25 protein-coding genes and 1 tRNA gene are annotated in these 24,795 nt (G+C 61.9%); 15 read left to right on the top strand and 11 right to left on the bottom strand.

Annotated features, from left to right (window positions below; translation table 11 throughout):
* A partial coding sequence (locus tag AO268_RS26800) for a ribonucleotide-diphosphate reductase subunit beta (RefSeq protein WP_141562848.1) occupies positions 1-567 on the top strand: 567 nt, incomplete at its 5' end.
* A gap of 110 nt (positions 568-677) precedes the next feature.
* Here the strand turns inward: AO268_RS26800 and AO268_RS26805 are convergent.
* Both AO268_RS26805 and AO268_RS26810 read right to left on the bottom strand, forming a co-directional pair.
* Positions 678-977, bottom strand: coding sequence for a putative quinol monooxygenase (locus AO268_RS26805; protein ID WP_076965328.1), 300 nt, complete (start codon positions 975-977; stop codon positions 678-680).
* An 83-nt stretch (positions 978-1,060) separates the two neighbouring features.
* Positions 1,061-2,071 carry a zinc-binding alcohol dehydrogenase family protein gene (locus AO268_RS26810; RefSeq protein ID WP_099170367.1) on the bottom strand — a complete coding sequence of 337 codons (1,011 nt, stop codon included), beginning with the start codon at positions 2,069-2,071 and terminating at the stop codon, positions 1,061-1,063.
* A gap of 112 nt (positions 2,072-2,183) precedes the next feature.
* Between AO268_RS26810 and AO268_RS26815 the strand changes: the two genes are divergently transcribed.
* Both AO268_RS26815 and AO268_RS26820 read left to right on the top strand, forming a co-directional pair.
* Positions 2,184-3,074 (top strand): LysR family transcriptional regulator, encoded by an 891-nt coding sequence (locus tag AO268_RS26815; protein ID WP_099170377.1) that lies wholly within the window; start codon positions 2,184-2,186, stop codon positions 3,072-3,074.
* A 36-nt stretch (positions 3,075-3,110) separates the two neighbouring features.
* Complete coding sequence (locus AO268_RS26820) at positions 3,111-3,599, top strand: DUF1289 domain-containing protein (protein ID WP_076965327.1); 489 nt, start codon at positions 3,111-3,113, stop codon at positions 3,597-3,599.
* Positions 3,600-3,746: 147 nt separating this feature from the next.
* Here the strand turns inward: AO268_RS26820 and mdeB are convergent, their stop codons facing one another.
* Positions 3,747-6,425, bottom strand: coding sequence for an alpha-ketoglutarate dehydrogenase (mdeB, locus tag AO268_RS26825; RefSeq protein ID WP_099170368.1), 2,679 nt, complete (start codon positions 6,423-6,425; stop codon positions 3,747-3,749).
* 195 nt (positions 6,426-6,620) lie between these two features.
* Here mdeB and AO268_RS26830 point away from each other — a divergent pair, with 195 nt between their 5' ends.
* Together AO268_RS26830 and pcsA are read left to right on the top strand one after the other, a co-directional pair.
* Positions 6,621-7,559, top strand: coding sequence for a class I SAM-dependent methyltransferase (locus AO268_RS26830; protein WP_099170369.1), 939 nt, complete (start codon positions 6,621-6,623; stop codon positions 7,557-7,559).
* A gap of 150 nt (positions 7,560-7,709) precedes the next feature.
* Positions 7,710-8,429, top strand: coding sequence for a phosphatidylcholine synthase (gene pcsA, locus AO268_RS26835; RefSeq protein ID WP_076964693.1), 720 nt, complete (start codon positions 7,710-7,712; stop codon positions 8,427-8,429).
* Between the two features lie 16 nt (positions 8,430-8,445).
* On the opposite strand, the gene AO268_RS26840 is transcribed toward pcsA, so the two are convergent.
* The gene (locus tag AO268_RS26840) at positions 8,446-9,231 is read right to left on the bottom strand and encodes a sulfite exporter TauE/SafE family protein (RefSeq protein ID WP_076964692.1); all 786 of its coding nucleotides are present in this window, start codon (positions 9,229-9,231) and stop codon (positions 8,446-8,448) included.
* Positions 9,232-9,248: 17 nt separating this feature from the next.
* Positions 9,249-9,410 carry a hypothetical protein gene (locus AO268_RS32810; RefSeq protein ID WP_169867282.1) on the bottom strand — a complete coding sequence of 54 codons (162 nt, stop codon included), beginning with the start codon at positions 9,408-9,410 and terminating at the stop codon, positions 9,249-9,251.
* Here AO268_RS32810 and AO268_RS26845 point away from each other — a divergent pair.
* The 3 genes from AO268_RS26845 (at position 9,405) to AO268_RS26855 (ending at position 11,743) form a co-directional block, all read left to right on the top strand.
* Positions 9,405-9,962 carry a UPF0149 family protein gene (locus AO268_RS26845; RefSeq protein WP_099170370.1) on the top strand — a complete coding sequence of 186 codons (558 nt, stop codon included), beginning with the start codon at positions 9,405-9,407 and terminating at the stop codon, positions 9,960-9,962. The two genes, AO268_RS32810 and AO268_RS26845, sit on opposite strands and share 6 nt — an antisense overlap.
* 102 nt (positions 9,963-10,064) lie before the next feature.
* Positions 10,065-11,321, top strand: coding sequence for a 3-phosphoshikimate 1-carboxyvinyltransferase (aroA, locus tag AO268_RS26850; RefSeq protein ID WP_076964690.1), 1,257 nt, complete (start codon positions 10,065-10,067; stop codon positions 11,319-11,321).
* A 32-nt stretch (positions 11,322-11,353) separates the two neighbouring features.
* Complete coding sequence (locus AO268_RS26855) at positions 11,354-11,743, top strand: hypothetical protein (protein ID WP_099170371.1); 390 nt, start codon at positions 11,354-11,356, stop codon at positions 11,741-11,743.
* Between the two features lie 42 nt (positions 11,744-11,785).
* Here the strand turns inward: AO268_RS26855 and AO268_RS26860 are convergent, their stop codons facing one another.
* From AO268_RS26860 to AO268_RS26870, 3 genes are all read right to left on the bottom strand, one after another.
* Positions 11,786-12,007 carry a hypothetical protein gene (locus AO268_RS26860; RefSeq protein ID WP_099170372.1) on the bottom strand — a complete coding sequence of 74 codons (222 nt, stop codon included), beginning with the start codon at positions 12,005-12,007 and terminating at the stop codon, positions 11,786-11,788.
* A 162-nt stretch (positions 12,008-12,169) separates the two neighbouring features.
* Entirely contained in the window at positions 12,170-12,850 is a 681-nt protein-coding gene (locus AO268_RS26865) for a GNAT family N-acetyltransferase (protein WP_099170373.1), read from the bottom strand.
* 51 nt (positions 12,851-12,901) lie between these two features.
* On the bottom strand, positions 12,902-13,498 hold the full coding sequence (locus tag AO268_RS26870; RefSeq protein WP_099170374.1) for a LysR family transcriptional regulator: 597 nt from the start codon (positions 13,496-13,498) through the stop codon (positions 12,902-12,904).
* Between the two features lie 12 nt (positions 13,499-13,510).
* Between AO268_RS26870 and AO268_RS26875 the strand changes: the two genes are divergently transcribed.
* From AO268_RS26875 to AO268_RS26890, 4 genes are all read left to right on the top strand, one after another.
* The gene (locus AO268_RS26875; protein WP_076964684.1) at positions 13,511-14,221 is read left to right on the top strand and encodes a FadR/GntR family transcriptional regulator; all 711 of its coding nucleotides are present in this window, start codon (positions 13,511-13,513) and stop codon (positions 14,219-14,221) included.
* A gap of 109 nt (positions 14,222-14,330) precedes the next feature.
* Positions 14,331-15,524, top strand: a complete 1,194-nt coding sequence (gene lhgO / locus AO268_RS26880; protein WP_076964683.1) for an L-2-hydroxyglutarate oxidase — start codon at positions 14,331-14,333, stop codon at positions 15,522-15,524.
* 171 nt (positions 15,525-15,695) lie between these two features.
* Positions 15,696-17,024: an MFS transporter gene (locus tag AO268_RS26885; RefSeq protein ID WP_076964682.1), complete on the top strand. Its 1,329-nt coding sequence runs from the start codon at positions 15,696-15,698 to the stop codon at positions 17,022-17,024.
* 80 nt (positions 17,025-17,104) lie between these two features.
* The gene (locus tag AO268_RS26890) at positions 17,105-17,956 is read left to right on the top strand and encodes a CAP domain-containing protein (protein ID WP_076964681.1); all 852 of its coding nucleotides are present in this window, start codon (positions 17,105-17,107) and stop codon (positions 17,954-17,956) included.
* Between the two features lie 66 nt (positions 17,957-18,022).
* On the opposite strand, the gene AO268_RS26895 is transcribed toward AO268_RS26890, so the two are convergent.
* From AO268_RS26895 to AO268_RS26905, 3 genes are all read right to left on the bottom strand, one after another.
* Positions 18,023-18,502, bottom strand: a complete 480-nt coding sequence (locus AO268_RS26895; RefSeq protein WP_076964680.1) for a VOC family protein — start codon at positions 18,500-18,502, stop codon at positions 18,023-18,025.
* Between the two features lie 83 nt (positions 18,503-18,585).
* Positions 18,586-19,800, bottom strand: a complete 1,215-nt coding sequence (locus AO268_RS26900) for an EAL domain-containing response regulator (RefSeq protein WP_099170375.1) — start codon at positions 19,798-19,800, stop codon at positions 18,586-18,588.
* A 183-nt stretch (positions 19,801-19,983) separates the two neighbouring features.
* Complete coding sequence (locus AO268_RS26905) at positions 19,984-22,041, bottom strand: TonB-dependent receptor (protein ID WP_099170378.1); 2,058 nt, start codon at positions 22,039-22,041, stop codon at positions 19,984-19,986.
* A gap of 291 nt (positions 22,042-22,332) precedes the next feature.
* Here AO268_RS26905 and AO268_RS26910 point away from each other — a divergent pair, with 291 nt between their 5' ends.
* The 3 genes from AO268_RS26910 (at position 22,333) to AO268_RS26920 (ending at position 24,586) form a co-directional block, all read left to right on the top strand.
* Positions 22,333-23,523 carry a multidrug effflux MFS transporter gene (locus AO268_RS26910; protein ID WP_099170376.1) on the top strand — a complete coding sequence of 397 codons (1,191 nt, stop codon included), beginning with the start codon at positions 22,333-22,335 and terminating at the stop codon, positions 23,521-23,523.
* Positions 23,524-23,538: 15 nt separating this feature from the next.
* Positions 23,539-24,150, top strand: coding sequence for a TetR/AcrR family transcriptional regulator (locus AO268_RS26915; RefSeq protein ID WP_076964677.1), 612 nt, complete (start codon positions 23,539-23,541; stop codon positions 24,148-24,150).
* A 349-nt stretch (positions 24,151-24,499) separates the two neighbouring features.
* Positions 24,500-24,586 (top strand) — tRNA-Leu (locus tag AO268_RS26920).
* Positions 24,587-24,795: the final 209 nt, after the last annotated feature.

Here is a 24,795-nt window from a genome sequence, read left to right on the forward strand (position 1 = left end):
ACCGTCGACACCGACAAGGAACTGCTGCGCAACCTGGTCGCCTACTACTGCGTCCTGGAAGGCATCTTCTTCTATTGCGGCTTCACCCAGATCCTGTCCATGGGCCGTCGCAACAAAATGACCGGCGTGGCCGAGCAGTTCCAGTACATCCTGCGCGATGAGTCGATGCACCTGAACTTCGGCATCGACGTGATCAACCAGATCAAAATCGAAAACCCACACCTGTGGGATGCCGAGATGAAGGAAGAAGCGACCCAGATGATCCTGCAAGGGACCCAACTGGAGATCGAATACGCCCGCGACACCATGCCGCGCGGCGTACTGGGCATGAACGCGGCGATGATGGAGGACTACCTCAAGTTCATCGCCAACCGTCGCCTGTCGCAGATCGGCTTGAAGGAAGAGTACCCAGGCACCACCAACCCATTCCCGTGGATGAGCGAGATCATGGACTTGAAGAAAGAGAAGAACTTCTTTGAGACCCGGGTGATCGAGTATCAGACCGGTGGGGCGATTCCCGTGGATGAGCGAGATCATGGACTTGAAGAAAGAGAAGAACTTCTTTGAGACCCGGGTGATCGAGTATCAGACCGGTGGGGCGCTTAGCTGGGACTGACCGCCCACACCGCCTGTAGGCGCGACAAACTCGCGCCTACAGGCGGTTGCGATGCATGGCGTCAGTGGGAAACTTGCTCAAGAAAGATCAGCTTCAGGGGCTCCTGGAGCAAGTCATCCGCCGTGGCGGCAAAGCGTTGGAAGTACGGCATCGCAAAATGCGCATCGAGGGCCGCCTGGTCCTTGAACGCTTCACGCATATAGAACGTGCCCGGCTCATCACGCAGCTCGAACAACACATAATCCAGGTTGCCAGGCTCGGTGCGGGTCGGCTCGACCAAACCCAGCAGGCCGGCCTTGAGCGCTTGTTCCTGGCCCGGTTTGGCCTTGAGTACGGCGATGGATATCAAGGGTTTGCTCATGTTGGCGACTCCATTGGTAGGTTGGCTGGCGCATGCGGCGAGCATCACACACAGCGATAAGCCCAGGGCTTTGATCAGGGTGTTCATTGGAAATCCTCCAGCACAATCTTGCCCCGCGCCTTGCCGCTTTCCACCAGGGCATGGGCGCTGCGCATATTGGCCGCGTTGATCGCGCCGAAATGTGCGCCAAGGGTGGTGTGCAACACGCCCTGGTCGATCAGGTGGGCCACCCGGTTGAGCAGGTGGTGTTGCTGGATCATATCTACCGTTTCAAACAGCGAGCGGGTAAACATCAGTTCCCAGTGCAGGGACAAGGATTTGAGCTTGAGCGGCATGACATCCAGGCTGGACGGATCGTCGATCAACCCCAGCCGCCCTTGGGGGCGCAGCACTTCGACCAGTTGCGCCAGGTACTCCTCGGTATGCATGAGGCTGGCGACATGGCTGACCGCGTCAATCCCCAACGCTTGGAGTTGGGCCAGCATGGGCCGGCGGTGGTCGATCACATGATGGGCGCCCATACGCTGCACCCACTCGACAGTCTCCGGGCGCGAGGCGGTGCCGATCACGGTCATCTGGGTGAGTTGACGGGCCAGTTGCACCAGGATCGAACCCACACCGCCGCCGGCACCGACCACCAGCAGCACATCGCCCGCGCCTGCGCCTTCAGGCACACCCAGGCGGTCGAACAGCAGCTCCCAGGCGGTGATCGAGGTCAGCGGCAAGGCGGCGGCGTGCGCCGCATCCACTGTGCGCGGACGATGGCCGACGATACGCTCATCAACCACCTGGAACTCGCTGTAGCTGCCAGGGCGGATCAGGGAGCCGGCGTAGTACACCGCGTCGCCCGGCTTGAACAGGGTCACGTCGGCACCCACCTGGCGAACGATGCCCGCTGCATCCCAGCCGAGGATTTTCGATTCCTGGGCGTAGGTACCAGAGCGCACCTTGGTATCGATCGGGTTGACCGCCACAGCCTGCACTTCCACCAGCAGGTCCCGAGGGCCTGGCTGGGGGGCGTTGATGTTCACGTCGATCAGCGAGCGTGGGTCGTCGATGGGCAGGCCATGTTCGGTAAAGGTGATTGCTTTCATGGGAACTCACGAGTGATGAGGGGCGATGGCCCTCGATGGCTTGCATCATTACCGTTCCCTGGGCGAAGAAAAATCGACAAAATGCAGCAACACTTTCATTGCCGGAGTGAAAATGATCCGCATCGATGATCTCGGGCTGTTCCTGCGCAGCGCCGCCCTGGGCAGTTTCACCGCCGCGGCAGTGGAGGCCAACCTGTTGCCCGGCCAAGTGGCGGCGGCGATCAAGCGCCTGGAGCGGGAACTGCAGGTGCGCCTGTTTACCCGCACCACCCGCAGCCTGCGCCTGAGCGCCGAGGGCGAACAGTACCTGCCCACCGCCCGTGGCGTGCTTGAGCAATTGGCGCTCGGGCAGGAACGCTTGCGCGGCGATAACGCGCCGCTGCGGGGCACGTTACAGATCGCCGCGCCGTCGGACCTGGGGCGCAATCTCCTATTGCCGATGCTCACCGAGTTCCGCCGCCAGCACCCTGAATTGACCTTGCGTTTTCTAGTGTCGGACCAGGTCACCAACCTGTTCCGCGACCCGGTGGACGTCGCCCTGCGTTACGGCTGGAACGCGGATGCCAACTATATCGCCCTGCCCCTGGCGCCCTGGAACCGCCGGGTGCTGGTGGCGTCGCCGGACTATGTGGCGCGCCACGGTGCCCCCGCGTCCATCGACGACCTGACCCGCCACCCCTGCCTGTTGTACCTGCAAAACGGCCGCCTGCATGACCGCTGGGAACTGGGCGCGCACACGGTGCAGGTCGCCGGCCCGTTGTTCAGTGACGACGCCGATGTGGTGCGGCGCTGGGCGGTTGCCGGAGAAGGCATCGCCTACAAGTGCTGGCTGGATGTGTATGCCGAGGTGCAGGCACAACGCCTGGTGGTGCTGTTGCCGGAGATTCCCGGGGATGTGTACCCCTTGAGTTTCGCCTGCCCCCATCGCGGGCAGATGTCCCGGGCCGTCACCCAGTTGTATCAATACTTGAACCAGCAGTTCAGTGCGCTGGAGCGCCAGTGAACCCTTTTGTCGTGGATTAGGAAAGACGCGGTTTTTATGCCCAATCAAACCATCAAGACGCCCTGCGTCGGCCTGTGTTCCACCGTGTATGGCGACCTGGTGTGCCGTGGTTGCAAGCGCTATCACCATGAAGTCATCCAGTGGAATGGCTACAGCGCCGAGGAAAAACAAGCGGTCTGGCTGCGCCTCGAACAGTTGCTGGTGCAGGTCATGGCCAGCAAGCTGGAGGTGTTTGACCCGGCGCGCCTGCGCCAGCAACTGGACGCGCGCAAGATCCGGTTTATGCCGCACCAGTCGCCTTATTGCTGGGCCTATCAGTTGATTGCCCGGGGCGCGCGGGTGATTTCCAGGCTGGATGCGTATGGCTTGGCGTTGCTGCCGGAGTTTCGCGAGCGGCACTTGGCGGACTTGCGTGACGCGATTGATCGGGAGTTTTTCCTGCTATCGGAGGCGCATTACCAGCGCTATATCGCGCCGGATTTTTTGCGTGAGGCGTTTGGGCCCCAGTTGATAGCCACTCTCTAAAGCACACCACAACCCCCTGTGGGAGCGGGCTTGTGTGGGAGCGGGCTTGCCCGCGAAGGCGTAGTGTCAGTTGATGCATAGGTGACTGACCCACCGCCATCGCGGGCAAGCCCGCTCCCACATTTGGTCCTCATTGACCTTGAGGTGTCAGTGGGTCCAGGACGCCACGCGCTCGGTGTGCAGGCCGTACCGTTCAATCGCCTGCTGACACACCTGCGCCTCCAGGCTGCCCTGCTCCACCAGGGCGGCCAACGCGGCCAGCACGATGTGGTGGCGGTCCACCTCGAAGAAATCACGCAGCGCCGCCCGGGTGTCGCTGCGCCCGAAGCCATCGGTGCCGAGCACGGTGTAGTTCGACCCCAGGTAGGAACCGATCATCTGCGGCACAGCCCGCACATAGTCCGACACGGCCACCACCGGCGCGCCCTCGGGCAGGCAGCTCGCCAGGTGGCTGCGCCGTGGGCTTTGCAGGGGATGCAGGCGGTTCCAGCGCTCCACCTCCCGCGCCTCGCGGGCCAGTTCGCTGAAGCTGGTCACGCTGAACACCTCGCTGTCGATCTGCCAGTCGTCTGCCAGCAACTGCGCGGCGGCCTGGGCCTCGCGCACCAGAGTGCCGGAACCGAGCAGGCGCACCTTGGCGCCGGCACTGCCATCAAGGCGGTACAGGCCCTTGATGATCGCCGCCTCGACGCCCTCGGGCAGGCTCGGTTGCGGGTAGTTTTCGTTCATCAGGGTCACGTAGTAGAACTCGTCCACATCGTGCTCAAGCATCTGGCGCATGCCGTGGTCGAGAATCACCGCAAATTCGCCGGCAAACGCCGGGTCGTAGGCGCGGCAGTTGGGCACGGTCGCGGCCATCAGGTGGCTGCTGCCGTCCTGGTGCTGCAGGCCCTCGCCACCCAGGGTGGTACGCCCTGCCGTGGCGCCGAGCAAAAAGCCCCGGGCGCGCTGGTCGGCAGCGGCCCAGATCAGGTCGCCCACCCGCTGGAAGCCGAACATCGAGTAGTAGATGTAGAACGGCAACATGCGCAAGCCATGCACCGAGTAACTGGTGGCCGCCGCGACCCAGGAGCTGATGGCGCTGGCTTCGCTGATGCCCTCTTCGAGGATCTGCCCGTCGGTGGCTTCGCGGTAACTGAGAATCGAGCCAATGTCCTCCGGCTCGTAGCGCTGGCCGACGCTGGAATAAATGCCGATCTGCTTGAACAGGTTGGCCATGCCGAAAGTGCGTGCCTCGTCGGCGACAATCGGCACGATACGCGGGCCCAGGGCCTTGTCCTTGAGCAAATTGCTGAGCATGCGCACAAAGGCCATGGTGGTGGACATTTCCTTGCCTTGGGCCTGGGTCGCGAAACCGCCGTAGCCACTCACCGGCGGCACAGGCACCGGTTCGGCGCTCTGGCTGCGGCTGGGTACATAACCGCCCAAGGCGGCGCGGCGCTGGTGCAGGTAGCGCATTTCGGCACTGTCGGCGGCGGGTTTGTAGAAGCTCAGGGATTCGGTCTGCTCATCGCTCAGGGGCAATTGGAAGCGGTTGCGAAAGGCGATCAGCGCCTCGCGGTCGAGTTTTTTCTGCTGGTGGGTGGTCATCTTGCCCTGCCCGGCCTCGCCCATGCCAAAGCCCTTCTTGGTCTGGGCCAGGATCACCGTAGGGCGCCCCTTGACCCGCCGCGCCGCATGATAGGCCGCATGGATTTTCAGCATGTCGTGGCCGCCGCGCTTGAGACGGTCGATCTGCTCGTCGCTCAAGCCAGCCACCAGCTTGGCCAGGGACTCGCTCTGGCCGAAGAAGTGTTCGCGGTTATAGGCACCGTCCTTGGCGGCAAAGGTCTGGAACTGCCCGTCCACGGTCTGGGACAAGGTGCGCACCAACGCACCGTCCTCATCCTTGGCCAGCAAGGCGTCCCAGTCCGACCCCCAGACCAGCTTGATCACGTTCCAGCCGGCACCGGCAAACAGCGCCTCCAGCTCGTCGATGATCCGCCCATTGCCACGCACCGGGCCATCGAGGCGTTGCAGGTTGCAGTTGACCACCCAGGTCAGGTTGTCCAAGCCTTCGCGGGCGGCCAGGGTCAGGGCCGACATGCTTTCCGGCTCGTCCATTTCGCCGTCGCCGAACACGCCCCAGACGTGGCGGTCGGTGGTGTCCTGCAAGCCGCGATGGTGCAGGTAGCGCATAAACCGCGCCTGGAAAATCGAGCTGATCGGGCCAATGCCCATGGAGCCGGTGGGGAACTGCCAGAAGTCCGGCATCAACCACGGGTGCGGATAGCTCGACAGGCCACGGGCGCCGGCCTTGACGGCGCCCAGCTCCTGGCGATAGTGGGCCAGGTCCTGCTCGCTCAAGCGCCCTTCAAGAAAGGCCCGCGCATAGATACCAGGCGCGGAATGCGGCTGGTAGAACACCAGGTCGCCGCCCATGTTGTTGTGGCGTGCCCGGAAAAAATGGTTGAAACCCACCTCGAACAGGTCCGCCGCGCTGGCGTAGCTGGCGATATGACCGCCCAACTCGCCATAGGCCTGGTTGGCGCGCACCACCATGGCCAGGGCATTCCAGCGCACCAGCGAGGCCAGGCGCTCTTCGGTGGCCAGGTCACCGGGAAAGTGCGGCTGCTGGGCCACGCTGATGCTGTTGATATACGGCGTGCCATGGCGTGGCTTCCAGCCGATGGCCGGGGTATTGCCGGCGTCGGCCAGCATATCGAGGATCTGCCGCGCGCGCTCAGGGCCGGCATGGCGCACCAGGGAATCCAGGGCGTCGCGCCACTCGGTGAGTTCCTGCGGGTCAATGGCTGTTTGCTTGACTGTCTTGACGAAACCGTTCATGGGGGCACCTGCGAGCTGTTTTTTTCCAGTTTATGTCTGCCCATAAGGATTTTTTGACTGTTCTGGGTAGGTAAAAGGGCGATTTGCAGCACAAAACACTTAAACACCCCTGATTAAAAGCACGTTGTGCTTGCGTCACCTGAGTCAACGCAATTGTGTTTAAAATGCCGCCCGTTTAATGATCGACGCCGCCCGATGACCCCAGACGCCCTCGCCCTGCTCCACACCCACTTGCTGACCGCCCTGCGTGATGTGCCCGTGGAAACCCGTCGCCTGTTCCACGGCCGGGGTCGTTGTTGGCCAGGGCTGGAGCAGTTGACCGTGGATTGGCTGCAAGGCGTGGTGCTGGTGTCGTTGTTCAAGGAGCCCGAGGCAGCGCAGCTGCAAGCCTTGCAACACCAACTGCGCGAACTCTGCGAAAGCCGCGAATGGCAACAGGCCGGCGCCCACACCCTGGCCCTGCAACATCGCTACTTGCCGCAAAGCACCACCGAATGGCTGTGGGGGGAAATGGTCGAGGAACTGACCATCACCGAAGGCGGCCTGCGCTATCGCATCGACCTGGGCAAAAAGCAGAACAGCGGGCTGTTCCTGGATATGCGCTACGGGCGCAATTGGGTGCGCGAGCACGCCGGTGGCCTGCGGGTGCTGAACCTGTTTGCCTATACCTGTGGGTTTTCCGTGGCCGCCATCGAGGGCGGGGCCGAGCATGTGGTCAACCTGGATATGGCCCGTGGCGCCCTGAGCCGGGGCCGCGACAATCACCGGCTCAATGGCCATGACCTGGGCAAGGTGAGTTTTCTGGGGCATGACTTGTTCAAGTCCTGGGCCAAGGTCACCGGCAACGGGCCTTATGACCTGGTGATCATCGATCCGCCGTCCTTCCAGAAAGGCAGCTTCCTGCTGACCAAGGACTACCAGCGCGTGCTGCGGCGCCTGCCGGACCTGCTGACACCCCAAGGCACGGTGCTGGCCTGCATGAACGACCCGGCGCTGGGCGAAGACTTCCTGATCGAAGGCGTCACCCGCGAAGCCCCGGGGCTGCGGTTTGAGCAGCGCCTGGCAAACCCGCCGGAATTTCCTGATATCGATGCACAAAGCGGCTTGAAGGCCCTGGTGTTCCGTCAGGGCTGATGCCGAATCCGCCAGTGCTTGCTACGCTGAATCCATGGCCTTGGTGGTGAACCTTATCCCCCCCTTCCCGGTCGATACCTGCATCCCTTGGCCAGATTCGACGCCCAACCGCCGTCGGCTGCCCCGTTTCACCTTTTGGAGAACGCCCCTGTGATATCAACCCTGCATGTAGCCAGACTCAAAGCCTGGGGCGCCCATGGCTTTACCGCCACCGGCGTGGTGCTGGCCTTCCTGGCGACGCTGGCGCTGCTGGAGAACCAACCCAAGGCGTGCCTGCTGTGGCTGGGCCTGGCGTTGATCGTGGATGGCGTGGACGGGTCGCTGGCGCGGCGGGTCAATGTGCAGACGGTGCTGCCGAGCTTCGATGGCTCGGTGCTGGACCTGGTGATCGATTACCTGACGTATGTGTTTATCCCGGCGCTGTTTATCTACCGCTATATTGACCTGCCGGACTTCACCCACCTGTTCACCGTGTCGGTGATCCTGGTGTCGTCGCTGTTCTGCTTCTGCAACGTCAATATGAAGAGCAAGGACAACTACTTCCAGGGCTTCCCGGCGGCCTGGAACGTGGTGGCGCTGTGTGTCTACATTATCGACCCGAACGCCTGGGTAACCCTGGCCACGGTGATCGGCCTGGCGCTGCTGACCGTCACGCCGATGAAGTTCCTGCACCCGTTCCGGGTCAAGCGCTTTATGCCGATCAATATTGCAGTGACCACGGTGTGGCTGCTGTGCAGTCTGTTGCTGGTGATCGACCAGCCGTACACCAACAAGCTAACCATGGGCTTGTGGTTGTTGATGTCGGCGTATTTCCTGGGGATTTGTATCTGGCGTACGGCGGTGGAGTGGTTGGATAAACGCAGGGCGTGATGCGTACCAGGCTGGCTCAGAACGCCAGCTTGAAACCAATCAACCCCAGCATCACCGCCAGGCACGGGCGCAGCAGTTCATCCGGCACCCGGCCGGACATATGGCTGCCGACATAGATGCCCGGCAGCGAGCCCATCAGCAAGAACCCCAGCAAATGCCAGTCCATATTGCCCATGCTCGCGTGCCCCAGGCCCGCGACCAGGGTCAGGGGGACCGCGTGGGCGATTTCGGTGCCCACCAGGCGCTTGGTGGCCAGGAACGGGTACAGGATAAACAGCGCCACGGTGCCCAGGGCCCCGGCACCGATGGAGGTCAGGGCAACCATGGTGCCCAGGATCGCACCGGTGAACACCGTCAACCCGTTGAGGCTGCGCGGGCTCACATGGTAGTTGTCGCCGGCATGGCGCTGGGCAAAGGCCAACAATCGCTTCTTGAATAGAATCGCCAGGGCCGTCAGCAACAACACCACGCCCAGGGCTTGCTTGATCACCTCGTTCATCGCGCTGGGATCGGTGTGCAGATTCTTGAGGAACCACAGCGTCAGCAGCACCGCCGGCACGCTGCCCAGGGTCAGCCAGCCGGTGATGGTCCAGTCGATGTTCTTGTTCTTGCCATGCACCAGCACCCCACCGGATTTGGTGATGGCCGCGTACAGCAGGTCGGTGCCCACGGCCGTGGCCGGGTTGATGCCGAACCACAACAGAATCGGGGTCATCAGCGAGCCCCCGCCCACGCCGGTCATGCCGACGATAAAACCAACGATCAGGCCCGCCACCACAAAACCAAAATTACCCACATCCATTACAACTACCTGCGGCCTTATAAAATTCTGGCGGCAGCATAGCGATTTTTCTTATAACGACTTATACCAATAAGATCTGACTTTATTCCTTTTTCGGCATCCAGCCCTTCTGGCACTGGATTAAAACGCCGACACGCGCCATCCTCCGCGTTTTGCGCCCAAAGGATCTGTTCATGCACGACCAAGCCCTCGCCCCCGCCGATTTCGAGTTTATCGAAGACATTCTGCTCAAGTACGGCGATGATAACTCGGTGTTGAACCTGGCCGAACTCGATGGCTACTTCACTGCCCTGGTGTCCGGCCCGGCACCGGTGGACGTGGCTATCTGGTTCCCCGCGATCTGGGGTGGGCAGATGCCGGCATGGGAAAGCAAGGAAGAACTCGGGCAGTTTATCGACCTGTGCACGCGCCATCTCAATAGCCTTGCCCAGCAGTTGGCCAGCGATGCCCTGGGTTTTAAGGCGCGCTTTGAACACACCGAACACCAGGACCTGCCACTGACCCTCGCCGAGGAATGGTGCTTTGGCTATATCCGTGGCGCCGCGATCAGCGAATGGCCCACCCTGCCGGCCGAGCAGGCGGCGCAGTTGGAAGCCATCTCCTGGTGCGCCGAGCAGGACAATTTCGAATTGCCGGCAGACCTGGATGTGGCGGCCCATCAACAGCAGGTGGCGCGCATCGAGCCAGCAGCCAGGGCCTTGCATGCCTATTGGTTGAGCCAACGCGGTTAAACCCGCGGCATGATTTGACCCTGCCCTGCCGGATGGTCGATTATTCGTCTCCGCCAGCCGGCCACTCCCAGCCACCGCGCCTTGAATCAGGAGCCTTGTACCTTGAGTTCGCAGAAAACCGTGACCGTGACACCGCCCAACTTTCCATTGCACGGCAAGGTAGCGCCTCCCGGCTCCAAATCCATTACCAACCGCGCCCTGCTGCTGGCGGCCCTGGCCAAGGGCACCAGCCGCCTGAGCGGCGCGCTGAAAAGCGACGATACCCGGCATATGTCCGTGGCCTTGCGCCAGATGGGCGTGACCATTGACGAGCCGGATGACGTGACCTTTGTCGTCACCGGCCATGGCAAGCTGCAGTTACCGGCGCAACCGTTGTTCCTCGGCAATGCCGGCACCGCGATGCGCTTTCTCACCGCCGCCGTGGCGACCGTGGAGGGCACGGTGGTGCTCGATGGCGACGAGTACATGCAAAAGCGCCCCATCGGTCCGCTGTTGGCGACGCTGAACCACAATGGCATCAAGGTTGAAAGCCCCACCGGCTGCCCGCCTGTGACCGTGCAGGGCACTGGCCGTGTGCAGGCCAAGCGCTTTGAGATCGATGGCGGCCTGTCCAGCCAATACGTCTCGGCGCTGCTGATGCTCGCCGCCTGCGGCGAGGCCCCGATCGAGGTGGCCCTGACCGGCAAGGACATCGGCGCCCGTGGCTATGTCGACCTGACCCTGGACTGCATGCGTGCGTTTGGCGCCCAGGTGGAGGTGGTCAACGACAGCACCTGGCGCGTGGCGCCCACCGGCTACACCGCCCACGACTACCTGATCGAACCCGACGCCTCGGCGGCCACCTACTTGTGGGCGGCCGAAGTACTCACGGGCGGCAGCATCGACCTGGGTGTCGCCCCGCAGGACTTCACCCAACCCGACGCCAAGGCCCAGGCCGTGATCGCCCAATTCCCGCAGATGCCGGCCACGGTAATTGGCTCGCAGATGCAGGACGCCATCCCGACCCTGGCCGTGCTGGCGGCGTTCAACAACACCCCGGTGCGTTTCACTGAACTGGCCAACCTGCGGGTCAAGGAATGCGACCGCGTCCAGGCCCTGCATGACGGCCTCAACGAGATCCGCCCGGGCCTGGCGACCATCATCGGTGACGACTTGCTGGTCGCCAGCGATCCGGCGTTGGCCGGCACGGCGTGCACCGCACGGATCGACACCCACGCCGACCACCGCATCGCCATGTGCTTTGCCCTGGCGGGCCTGAAAGTCTCGGGCATCCAGATTCAAGACCCGGACTGCGTGGGCAAGACCTATCCTGAGTACTGGAACGCCCTGGGCAGCCTGGGCGTGCAACTGACCTACTAAGCCGTCAGCATCAGCGTGGGGAGGGAGTGATCATGACAATTCGCCAACCCTGCCCACCGGCTGTGTGTGACTGCGAGCGCGAACAATTGCTCGCGGCGCCCGACGCCGACCAGCGCATCCTGCAACTGACCCGCCAAGAAGAAAAAAAGCTGCTCGAGCGCCTGGAAAACCTGCAAAGCCTGGCCGACCTGGAACGCATGCAACAGCTGATGCAGCAACAACTGGGCATCCGCGTGCACATCGCCCCGGGCCATACCGAAGTCAAAAGCATGCGTGGGATCCAGATTGTGATCGACGAGCTGCCGGGGTTGTGTCGCAAGACGCGGCAGTCGATTCCGGCGGCGATTCGCAGAGGGATGGAGAAGCGACCGGAGATTGCTTATCGGTTGCTGGATGCCCATGACCTGTTTCGAGGCGGTTGAACCCGCCACCCGATAAAAGGTGGCGAGTTTCAGGTACGCGCCTTACCAGGTGTAGGTACCACCACCCGGAGTTCGGAATGTAAATGTTTTTTCTTTGGCGGAATGATTAATGTCGCTATTGCTCGCCGATTGCTCGTTTTCTAATACGTGTTTTTGAATATTATCCAACACCTCTAACCTAGCCTCGAACGCATCAGGCTTTTTGCCCGAGGTGTCGATGGTAGGGGCCAGTATTCCTGGGGTATTAGCTGAAATCGAGGACATATTCTTCTCCATTAGTCATAGGATCGCCAACCTGAGCTGCTCCGTTGCTGCAGCTTATGCGGGCACCGCTCACTAGTGGCAAACAGACAAAAACCGTTCCAAAGCATTCGTGCGCAATCTATTTCCAGCCATTTAAACCAGCAACCACCGCACACCTGAACGCTACTCCTGCCGCCCCTGAACAAACCTGCGGGCCTTGCGCGTCAGCTGGTCAAAATGCCGGTCGCGCTGTTTCTCAGCATCGATCATCGCGCGCTTGCCGTGTTTGTGTAGCAAATAGGTGTGGATCTGCCGCACTTCCAGGGAGCTGTAGATCGACGCCACCTCCAACACGCCCATCAGGCCATCGGTGCTGTAGTCGCGGGTGTTCATCAACACCTGGGTGCCCCGCACGCCGCGCACCTGAAACCCCATGGCCTCGAACGCCGGGACTTTTTCCACCGCGCAGGCCAGTTCGCCATGGGGGTAACGGCTAAGCATCTCATCGATCATCGCCCGCGCCACGCCCTGGCGGCGGTAGCTGGCCTGCACGGCCATATAGGCCACACCGCAGGCTTCGGGATCATCCTTGACCGGCAGGTACAGCAGGAAGCCGATAACCTTGGCTGGATCCTGCTTATCCATCGCCACGATCAGCTCAACCGCAATGCCCTTGGCCCCGCCCACCGCCTCCAGGTACAGGTGCACTTCGTAGCCGATTGCATACTGGTAGACGTTGTACAGCAGGTTGCTCGGCGGGATGGCGACACTACTGATATCGGTCAGGTAGTCGACCACCATCTGCAGGATCTGGCTGTTGACGGGCTCGGGGCATGGGCTGGCGTAATGGGTAAGGGTGAACATCGAATTCCTGTTTCCTGGTCTTTCACATCAAGGCTGGCGGGATTGTACCTGTTATGCGCCACACACCTCGCGTAAACAGCCACGCAACCAGCGATGCGCCAGGTCGGCATCCAGGCGTGGATGCCAGAGCATGGCCACGCTGAACGGCGGCACATCCACCGGCAGGGCAAAGCTGTGCATGTCATCGCGCAGGCCGTGGGTGTAACGCTCCGGGACGCTGGCGATCAGATCGGTCCTGTGCGCCAGGGCCACGTCCGTGGAGAACCCGGTGACGATGGTTGCCACGTCTCGCGTCAGGCCCTGGGCCGCAAGCGCATCGTCAATCTGCCCACGCTCGCGCCCGCGCCGCGACACGTAGATATGCCGGCCGGCGGCGTAACGCGCCAGGGTGATGGGGCCTTGGCTCAATGGATGGCCGGTGCGCACCACGCCGATAAAGCGGTCGCGAAAGGTGCGCACCAGGCCACGGCCGGCGCGCACCAGCAATGGGTCGCCGGTGGTTTCACGCAGCCGCGCCAACGCCCGGCTCATGGCCGAGGGGCTCAGGCCCAGGCGTTGGGCGGCACGCGCCGAGTAAAAGCACAGCAAGCCATCACGGCGCCTTGACAAGGGAAAATCGTAACAGCTATTGTCTGACAACCTGATCATCTAGGTTTTGCCATGCTTGAGCTCCAGCGTCCAGATTCCCTCGTGGTGCGTGTTGTCAGCGCCATACGAGCCGAGATTGACTCCGGACAACTGGCGCCCGAGTCGCGCCTGCCGACCGAGCAGCAACTGGCGGAACAGTTGAACGTCAGCCGTTCGGTGGTGCGCGAGGCGATTGCCCAGCTCAAGGCTGATGGCGTGCTGACCGCCCGGCGTGGCCTGGGCTCGTTTATTTCGCAGACCCCCGCCGGTACGGTGTTCCGCTTCCCCGAAAAGAACGGCCGGCGCCCTGACCTGGCACAAATGTTTGAAGTGCGCCTGTGGATCGAAACCCAGGCGGCCTCTATTGCCGCCCAACGCCGCGACGCTGACGACCTGCAACGCATGAAACGCGCCTTGCAGGAAATGCACGACAAGCGCGCCGACTTTGAAGCTGCAGCGCTGGCCGACGTGGCGTTTCACCGGGCCATCGCCGACGCCAGCAAAAACGAATACTTCGTTGCCTTCCACGACTTTTTGCGTAGCCAATTGGCCAGCGCCCGCAAGACGGCCTGGGAAAACTCGGCCTCGCGCTTTGCCAGCGGTTCGGCCGACGCCACCCAGGAACACCAGGCGCTGTACCAGGCCATCGTCGACGCCGATCCCCAAGGCGCCGCCGCTGCCGCCGAAGCGCATTTGCGCGCTGCCGCCAAACGCTTGCAACTGGAGCTGCCGGCAACCCATTGATCCATCGAACACCTATAAAGCGTGCCTGCGGGTGCGCCGTTTTTTTAACAAAAACATTAGTCTGACAACCTGATAAGCAGACTGAAATGTACTGATTTAGGTAGCCCATATGATTTATGACTTTTGCATCATCGGCGGCGGCATTGTCGGCCTGGCCACCGCGATGGAGCTGCTCAAGCGCCAGCCCAACGCGTCCCTGGTGATCCTGGAAAAGGAACCGGTCCTGGCCAAGCACCAGACCGGCCATAACAGCGGCGTGATCCATGCCGGCATCTACTACGCGCCGGGCAGCCTCAAGGCCGACCTGTGCAAGCGCGGCGCCGAGGCCACCAAGCAGTTTTGCCGCGAGCATGGGATCAAGTTCGAGGTGTGCGGCAAATTGCTGGTGGCCTCCACCGCCCTGGAAGTGCAGCGCATGGAAGCGCTGTATGCGCGCTCGCAACTCAACGGGATGAAGGTCGAACGCCTGGACGCCGAGCAATTGCAGGCCCGCGAGCCAAATATCGTCGGCCTTGGCGGGTTGTTCCTCGATGCCACCGGGATCGTCGACTACCGCCAGGTCTGCGAAACTATGGCTGGGGTGATTCGCCGCAATGGCGGTGAGATCTGCCTGGAAAAAACCGTCACGGCCATTACCGAAGACACCGACAAGGTCACCGTCAGCACCCACGACGGCGCCTGGCAGGCGCGGCACCTGGTGGTGTGCGCCGGCCTGCAATCGGACCGCCTGGCAACCCTGGCCGGGATCGATATCGACCACCAGATCATCCCGTTCCGGGGGGAGTATTTCCGCTTGCCCGCGTCGAAGAACAACATCGTCAACCACTTGATCTACCCGATCCCCGATCCGGAACTGCCGTTTCTGGGGGTGCACCTGACCCGCATGATCGATGGCAGCGTCACCGTCGGCCCCAATGCCGTGCTGGGCCTGGGTCGGGAGAACTACAAGAAGTTTTCCGTCAACTGGAAGGATGTGGCCGAGTACGCGCGCTTCCCCGGGTTCTGGAAAACCCTCTGGCAGAACCTCGGCTCCGGCAGCGTGGAAATGAAGAATTCATTGTTCAAGTCCGGCTACCTGGAGCAATGCCGCAAGTATTGCCCGTCCCTGGAACTCGACGACCTGCTGCCCTACGAAGCCGGGATCCGCGCCCAGGCGGTGATGCGCGACGGCAGCCTGGTGCACGACTTCCTGTTCGCCCAGACGCCACGCATGTTGCATGTGTGCAACGCGCCGTCACCGGCGGCCACCTCGGCGATTCCGATTGGCGAAATGATCGCCGACCGCATGTTCACCCCCCACTAAATCCCCCTGTGGGAGCTGTCTCGCCCCGCGAGGCTGCGATGACGGCGGCACAGGCAACACATGTATTGCCTGGCCCACCGCTATCGCAGCCTCGCCAAGGCTCGACAGCTCCCACAGTTGACCGCGTTTGCAACCCCCTAATAAATATAATGACTGAGAAGGAAGTACAGCATGACGGCAAAAGCCCACAACCCCGCCACGGTGGAAACCCCGGCCCAAACCAAGAAACGCCTGCGCAAGGTGGCTGCCGCCACCATCTTCGGTTCGATGCTGGAGTGGTATGACTTCTACCTCTACGCAACCATGGCGGCGATTGTCTTTTCCAAGATCTTCTTTGATAACAGTGACCCGAAAACCGCGACCCTGATGGCCTTCTCCACCTTCGCCATCGGTTTTATCGCCCGCCCTTTCGGCGGCATCCTGTTCGGCTACCTGGGCGACAAGTTCGGCCGTAAACATGTGCTGGTGCTGACGTTCTGCATGATGGGCGTGTGCACCACGCTGATCGGCCTGATCCCCAGCTATGCCTCGATTGGCATCTGGGCGCCGATCATTCTGGTGTTTATCCGTATCATCCAGGGGCTGGGTGCCGGCGCCGAGTTGTCGGGCGCGGCGGTCACGTCCTACGAACACGCCTCGGAAGGCAAGCGCGGCAGCCAGGGCGCCTGGCCAGCGCTGGGGTTGAACCTGGGCCTGTTGCTGTCGTCGCTGACCGTGTACCTGCTGACCATCAATGGCAATGAGTTCCTGCTGGCCGGCGGCTGGCGCATCCCGTTTATCTGCAGCATCGCCCTGGTGGGTGTGGGCCTGTGGGTGCGCAACAGCATCCCGGAAACCCCGGAGTTCAAGGAACTGAGCCAGGCGCCGGCCAAGGCCAAGGTCTCGCCGCTCAAGGCCCTGTTCAAGAACGACCTCAAGGGCCTGGCGGTGGTGTTCTTCGTGGCGATTGGCTACAACGCCCTGAGCTATATCTTCAAGACCTTTTCCCTGGCCTACCTGACCCAGTTCAAGGGGGTCGACGTGCACGTCACCTCGCTGTCGGTGACCATCGCCAGCCTGGTGGCGATTGTCGCCGTGCCATGCTTCGGCTGGCTGTGTGACAAGTGGAGCAGCAAGTCGGTGCTGGTGCTCGGCGGTGTGTTGTCGCTGCTGTTCGCCTACCCGTTCCTGGCGCTGCTGAACACCGGCGAAAGCCTGATGATCTACCTGGCCATCGGGATCGGCACCGGGATCCTCGCGCCGATGATGTTCGCGCCCCAGGGCTCGTTCCTCAGCCGGCAGTTCCCGACCCAGACCCGCTCTTCGGGCTTCGGCACCGGGCGGGAAATCGGTACCGCCATCGCCGGCGGTTTGGCGCCGCTGGGGGCCTTGTCGATGGTGGCCGCTTCGACCACTCACTCGACGGACGGCGTGGTGATCATCCTCGCCATCGCGTCGGTGCTGGTGGTGGTGTTTGCCCTGTGTGACCAGGGCCGCAAGCACTCGGCATTCAAGAACTGAGGGCAAAATATTGCCCAAGGGGTGCATCCGCGCCCCTTCATCGCGCATCATGGGCACTTTCATGCTCAAGGGAAACGTCCATGCGCGCTCTGTCATTGATGATAGGTGTCACGACGCTGGCCGCCAGCCTGGTGTTTTGCGCCACGGCGTCGGCGAGCGAAGAGAGTCAATTGATCGACTCGATCAACCAGTACCGCAGCCAGGTGCAGCGCTGTGGCGACCAGGGCTCCCAGGAATTGCCGCCGCTGGCGGTCGATCCGCGCCTGGTGTTGCCGGTCAATAATGTCGGCGATTTGCAGCAGGCCCTGGCCCAGGTGGCCTACCCGATGGTCAATGTACAGGCGATCAGCCTGTCCGGGCCGCGCGACGCGCAATCGGCAATGAAGGCGGTGCGCGAGAGCTTCTGCCGGGTGGTGCTGGACCCGCAATTTGTCGATATCGGCGTCAGCAACACTGGCCAGGACTGGCGCATTGTCCTCGCCCGCCCGCTGTTGAGCCGTGGCCTGGCCAGTTCCCAGGAGGCCGGCCCGCAGTTGCTGGAGATGGTCAACGCCGCCCGCAAACAACCGCGCCAGTGTGGCGAGCAAGCCTTCGCGGCCACCACCCCGCTGGCCTGGAACGCCCAGTTGGCGAGCGCCGCCGACAGCCATGCACGCAACATGGCCAACCATAATTTCTTCGACCACCTGGACCGCGACGGCCGCACCCCGGGCGACCGCGCGGAACTGGCGGGTTATGTGGCCCAACAGGTCGGCGAAAATATTGCTGCCGGCCTGGATACACCGCGCAAAGTGGTCGATGGCTGGCTCGCCAGCCCCGGGCATTGCGCCAACCTGATGAACCCGCAGTTCCGCGAATTGGGTGCCGCCTATGGGCTGGACCCAAAAAGCGACGCGGGTATCTACTGGACGGCGCTGTTAGGCACGCAATAGCGCTGCACTGGCCGGCGCTGCTTGGTATTGCCCCGTGTTGAGGGCAGACGTTATACCAGGGTTTGGTTACCCCTTGAGCGCCGCCTCAATCGCCGCAATGTCGATTTTCACCATGCCCATCATCGCCTCGAACGCGCGCTTGGCTGCCGCAGGGTCGGGGTCGGTGATCGCCGCCGTGAGCAGGCGCGGGGTGATTTGCCAGGAGAGGCCCCACTTGTCCCGGCACCAGCCACAGGCAACCTCCTCGCCGTCATTGCCGACAATGGCCTGCCACAAGCGATCCGTCTCGGCCTGGTCATCCGTGGCGACCTGAAATGAAAATGCCTGGTTGTGCTGGATACCCGGCCCGCCATTGAGGCCCAGGCACGGGATGCCCATGACGGTGAACTCCACAGTCAGGACATCGCCCTGCTTGCCCGCCGGATAGTCACCCGGTGCTGTGTGTATGGCCTCTACCGAGCTGTGCGGGAAGGTCGCGGCGTAGAACCTGGCAGCCTCCAACGCAGCACCGTCGAACCAGAGGCAGATGGTGTTTTTGTGGGTCATCTGGGTGCTCCAAAAAGGCGATTGACCGTTTCAGTCTAGCCAACCCCAGAACCGGCGGCGCTGGCGCGTCTCCCCATCCGCCATCAGCGCGTGCTGCGCGACGCCGACTTCATTTCCAGCCACGCGAGCGCACGTACGGCCCCCATGGGGCGCGCGCACAGATAGCCCTGGCCCAGCTTGCAACCCAGCTTGAGCAAGCGCTGGCGCTGGCTCTCGTACTCGACGCCCTCGACCACGACCGCCATCCCCAACGCCTCCCCCAATGCCAGGGTGCTGCTGATCGCCGCACGGTTGCGGGTGCTGGTTTTCAGGTCGCGGGCAAAACGGGCATCGAGCTTGATTTCGGTAAAGGGCAGTTGGCACAGGCGCTCCAAAGACGAGTAGCCGATGCCAAAGTCATCGATGGCCAGGCCGACGCCCATCATCCGCAGGCGAATCAAGGTGTCGAGCACGCCGGGCGAGATCTCCAGCAATCCACTTTCAGTGATTTCAAAGCTCAGGCGCGACGCTGGGATAGCGTAGCGCTCCAGGGCCTCGCACAAACGCGGAAGCAGAGACTCATGGGCCAATTGCCCGGCCTCCAGGTTGAGCGCCAGCGACAACTCATGCCCCTGCTCCCGCGCCGCCTTGAGGAACGCAAGTGCCTGTTCGAGCTGGGCAAACAGCAGTTTATCCATCAGACCGAAGCGGCGGGCCTGCGCCAGGAAATCCGCCGGGCACAACACCCCATACTGCGGGTGTTCCCAGCGCGCCAGTACTTCAAAACTGCTCGCTTCACCGGTCATTAAGTTGAACTTGGGTTGGAAGAATGCCTTGAGTTCATGCTGTGTAATGGCCCGCTCCAGGTAAGCCTTGCTCGCGTGACCATAGCGAACCTGCCGAGACACGGGGTGCCCCGCCGCGACCGTTGTTTCCAGGTAGCGGGTCAACAGCGCTGCAATCGCCCCGGCCCGCACCGGGGTATCGACATAGCCCAGGAGGCTGCTCCCCAGCAGGCCGATCAGACGTTCGATGGCCTCATGCAGGTCTTGGGACCGAGCGCTGCACAGGATGATGGACTTGACCCGCCGGGTGCGGCTGAGCACTTCAAGGTTCGTCAGCCCTTGCACCCCATGCTCCTTGAGGGGGCAGAGCACGATATCCACCGGCCCTGTGCGCTCAAGCACTGCCAGGGCAGCGGCCACGTCGGCCACGCCCATCACCCATTCACACCCCGAGTCCTTGAAGACCTGGGTGGCAACGAGTTGCTTGAAAGGATGCTCTTCGACGACCAGAACACGAATCGGCAGAAAGGACATGAAAAATCACAGATGAAATGAAAGTGCCCCCATTCTCACGGCTTCTCCTACCGGCGCATTTAGGAAAGCTCCTAAATGGAAATCGAAAATTCCGTGTTGGGTGGCTCTTACACGAGCTGAAAACGCCGTAGTGCACGTGTGGGAGCTGGCTCCCACATTCAATCTGCATTGTTTGCCGTTGCCCTACATGTCGTAGCGCAACACCAAACCCACCGTGCGCGGCGCGCCCACATCGACAATATCGCCGCTGCGGTTGTTGGTGATGTATGCCTTGTCAAAGGCGTTTTTCACAAAGCCGGAAACCGCGACGTTCCGGGTGACCTTGTACTCGGTGTTGAAGTTGACCAACCAGTAGTTGTCGCTCCGGCGCTCACCCGTGACCTTGCCTGCCGTATCGAACTCATACTCCGACGGCGCGGTGCTCTGATACACCAGGTCGGTGTTCAGGGTCAGGCGATCATTCCAGCGGTAGAGGCCGCCCAGGGACAGTTTGTACTTGGGCGAATAAAGAAATGCCTCGCCGCTCATATCGCGGCCGTCACCGGTCACGAAGTCCTTGTACTTGCCTGCGGTGATCGAGCCCCCAGCCGTCAGGGTCAACTGTTCGCCCAGGTCTTTCTCGACAAACACTTCCAGGCCCTTGATATCGCTGCTGCCGGCGTTGAATACCTGGACAAAGTCGGTGTTGCGCTCCAGCACGCTGACCTGCTGGTCCTTCCAGTCGGTGTAGTACAAGTTGGCGCGGGTGCGCAGGGTCTTGTCGAAGAACGAGCCACGGTAGGACAGCTCGTAGTTGGTGGTGTATTCCGGGTCGTAGCCCTCATGGCCGCCACCGGCACGCACGTTGACGCCGCCACCGCGATAGCCCTTCTGCACCATCACCCCCAGGTATTGGTTGGCGGCCAACTCGAAGTCCAGGCCCAGTTTCGGCAGGAGTGCATCAAACGACTTGCTGACCTTGCCGGGGCTGGAGAAATCGTCCTGCTTGATGTCGGTATCGTTGGTTTCGTGGTCATAGCGCAGGCCGGTGATCAGGGTCCAGCGCGGGGCGAATGTCCAGTTGATTTCACCGAATACGGCCTTGCTTTCAAGGGTCGTCTCGCCCTTGGCAGTGCCGAACAGGACGTTGTCGAACAACAGGCGGTCATGGAAGTTGTTGGTGTTGTGGCCGTAGTAGGCGCCGACAAAACTCTTCACCGTGTCGCCGCTGTAGTTCAGGCGCAGTTCCTGGCTGAACAGGTCGCCGTCCTGGGTGCGCAGCACCACCTGGTTGGCGTCGGCGGACTGGTCGAAATCCAGGCGCGCGTCGTAGTCCGAGCGGGTATTGGCGGTCAGGCTGGTCAGCGACCAGTTGTCGTCCAGGCGATAGTCCACCTTGGCGCTGAGGGTGTCCTGCTCAAGCTTGTCATAAGCCTTGGTGTTGGATGTCATCTTGTAATAACGGATCTTGTCGTTCTGGCGCATGGCCGAGTTGTCACCCTTGCGGCTTTCGCCATGGGCGTAGGTCAGCAGCACATCCAGATCGTCGTTGGGCAGGATCAGCAGCTTGCCCCGGGCATTGCCGGTGCGGGTCGGGTTGGCGTCGTCATGCAGGGCGACGTTGTCGATATAGCCGTCGCCTTCCTGGTAATCCACGGCAATACGCCCGGCGATCTTGTCAGCAACCAGCGCGCCGCCACCGGCCACCGCCGCACCGCGCTCGCCGTAGTTGCCCATGTTGGTGCGCGCTGCAAAACTCGGCTCAAAGGTGGGGTTGCGGGTCTGGATCACCACCGCGCCGGCCAGAGAGTTACGGCCCTGGGTGGTGGATTGCGGGCCGAGGAACACTTCGACCTGGTCGACGTCCCACAGCGGCATCGGGCTGAGGGTCAGGGCGCGGTTCGGTTGCACGGCGCCATCGACGAATACCGACACCGCACCGTTGAGCGTGGCCGGGCCCTGGTCGTCGAAACCGGACACCGGCACGCCGCGAATCCCCCAGTTTTCATTGCCGGACTGGTTGTACACCCCTGGCGTGCGGGCCAATACATCCACCAGGTCACGGTCCTGCTTGTCACGCAGTTGTTGCTCAGTCACCACCACCACGCTTGACTGGGTCTGCTCCAGGGTGCGGTTGATTTTTTCACCGGTGACGGTGATCGGCGCGATCTCCAGAGCGCTCGCAGGTTCTGCGGCCCACGCACCGTTGCACAGGCAGATAGCCGAACCCACCGCCGCCATTGTCGTTTTTTTGAAATTCACGCCCTGCTCCCCTACGCCTGTTTTTTTGTTTTTTCTGATGCCCAGAACGCTGTGTGTGCCCAGCCGGCGGCAGTCTAATCGAATCCTGATGGTAAAGAAATACAATTGATAACAACTCTCATTCAGCACTTCCAGTTGGAGTGTGACGAAGCTGATACCCCCTGGCACCATGGCGTTTACTCCACGTTGACCATTCAAAGGGTAGTCGTTACTATCGCCAAAACCTACCGACCGGTAGGCAGTTTTTTAAGTTGGAGGCTGTAGGATTCGCTCCCCACCCACAGGGCCTCCCTGCGGCTGGCTATTGGCCTGGGACTGATCGGCGCCCTCGGCCCGTCGGCTGTCGATATGTACTTGTCGAGCCTTCCCGAGATTGCCCGCGAGTACCAGAGCAGCTTCGCCAGCGTGCAGTTGACCCTGACGTTCTTCCTCCTGGCCATGGGCGCCGGCCAGTTGATCTTCGGGCCCATCGTCGACGCCTATGGCCGCCGCCGGCCCCTGCTGGCCGGCCTTGTGGTGTTTACCCTGTGTTCACTCGGCGCGGCGTGGGCACCGAGCCTTGAGGCCTTGATCGCCCTGCGCTTCATACAGGGCCTGGGCAGCGCCCTGACCCTGGTGGTGATCATGAGCATGGTGCGGGACGTCAGCGAAGGCGTGGCCGCAACCAAGCTCTTCGCATTGTTGATGACCATCGAAGGGGTTGCGCCGATCTTCGCCCCGGCACTGGGCGGGGTTATCGATACCCACTACGGTTGGCGTGCGGTGATGCTGGTCCTCGCCGCTTTTGGCCTGGCGGTACTCGGCAACAGTTGGCTGTCGCTGCCGGAAACCCTGGCCCCCAGCCAAAGGGAACCGCTGCGCCTGGGCGCGGTGTGCCGGACTTACCTGGCGATCGCCAGGGACCGGCACTTCCTGCGCCCGACCCTCGCCGTGACGGCAGTGTTCTTCTTTCTGTTTGCCTACATCGGTGGCGCAACCCTGGTGTACCAACAAACCTACGGCCTCAGTCCACAAGCGTTTGGCATGCTGTTCGGCGTCACCGGCGTGGCCATCCTGATGGGGGCGATGAGCGCCGGTAAGCTGGTCAGCCGGCTTGGTTTGCGCCGCCTCTCGTTGATCGGCGTGTCGTGCCTCGCCGCCGGCTCAGCCATCGCCCTGGTTTCCAGCGTTACCCACCTGGGCCTCCCCGGTATAGTGGCGGGTATGGCCGTGGCCCTATTTGGCCTGGGCATCGCCGAGTCCACGCTGATGTCGCTGGTGATGTCCTCGCAACAACGTGCCCTGGGCTCCACCGCCGCACTGCTGGGCGCCTTCCAGCTGTCGATCTGTGCCAGCGCGACACCGCTCTCGGCCTTGGCGCTGACCTACGGACCGGTAGCTTGGGCAACGTTGCTGTTGGCCAGTGCATTGCTGACTTGCCTGCTGACCACCATCAGCCTCCCCCGGGGTACAGGCGAAACCTTTGACCTGGCCGGGCACTGATCAAGGAGCACTACCATGACATCCACCGTCCTGACCTCGGCTGCCGAACGCATCGCGCACCTGGCCCTGGAGCAATTTGCCGAGCATGGCTACGACGCCGCCTCACTCAATGACATCGCTGTGCGCGCCGGCATCAAAAAAGCCTCGCTGTACGCACACTTTGCGAGCAAGGATGCGCTCTACGTGGCCGTACTCGAGCTCGCACTGCGGGCCGAACGTGACTACGTGCAAAGCCAATTCGCGAAAAACGCCCGATCGATCAAGGCTCCCGGCGAGGTCTATCTCAACAACCTGCAACGCCGCCATAGCGCCAATGAATCCCTGCGGTTTCTGCTACGGGCCGCGTTTTACCCGCCGACGCCACTACGAGACGTGGTCATGTCCGGGTTCAATGACTACATGGCCACGATCCGCAGCCATTTCCAGCAGGCGCTGCTTAAAAGCTATCCAGACATCGATGAACAAACCCTGGAGGTACTGGCAGAGGCCTACCTGGTGATGATCGACAGCCTGCATGTAGAACTGACCTACGGCGACGCACAGGCCTACTCACGCCGCCTGGAGGCACTGCAACGGTTAGCGCGGGCGGTGGGTTACGCTGAGATTATTCGTCGGCTGCGTGGATAAGCACGCTGGCGGGGCTTGGCGTAATGCTGTCCAGTTAATCGGCAAACATAAGTGTGTCTGTGGTCGGCATTCCGACCACAATGCAGGCTTGCTGGGTAAACGCGGCGCCCTCTGATTCTGCGCAAGCAAGCTCGCTTGTACAGTGGGCCTGTTGTCACACGCCCCTCCCCGGCCAATGTAGATCACTGATATGGTGGGCTTTTTTCCCAAGCAGGCACACCCGACCAGGCAGAAAAAGAGCACATGCAAACTTGCGCCAAGGTGCCTTGATCTATATATTCCCTAGCCTGCTGCACTGCTCAGGCGCTTTGCTGAACAAAGCCTGCTTGAGTCGCTTCATCGCGCTGCCGCCCGAATGGCGAAACTGGTAGACGCATGGGACTTAAAATCCCCCGCTCGTAAGGGCGTCCCGGTTCGATTCCGGGTTCGGGCACCATCTCTAGTTCCACTGACAGCCAGTAAAGTCCATGGAACCCTTTAAAACCCGCCACTTGGCGGGTTTTTTCGTTTATGGCGTTCCGTCGGTTTCTGTCGAGTTCCAGGCTTTTTAGGGAAACTCTGAAAAAGACTTTCTGATTTGGCAAAATACCGCGACCCCACCCACCGAGTTTCCCGATGAAGCAGATGACCTTCGCCGACGCCGAG

The sequence above is a fragment of the Pseudomonas sp. ICMP 8385 genome, assembly GCF_002699915.1.
Taxonomy (GTDB): domain Bacteria; phylum Pseudomonadota; class Gammaproteobacteria; order Pseudomonadales; family Pseudomonadaceae; genus Aquipseudomonas; species Aquipseudomonas gessardii.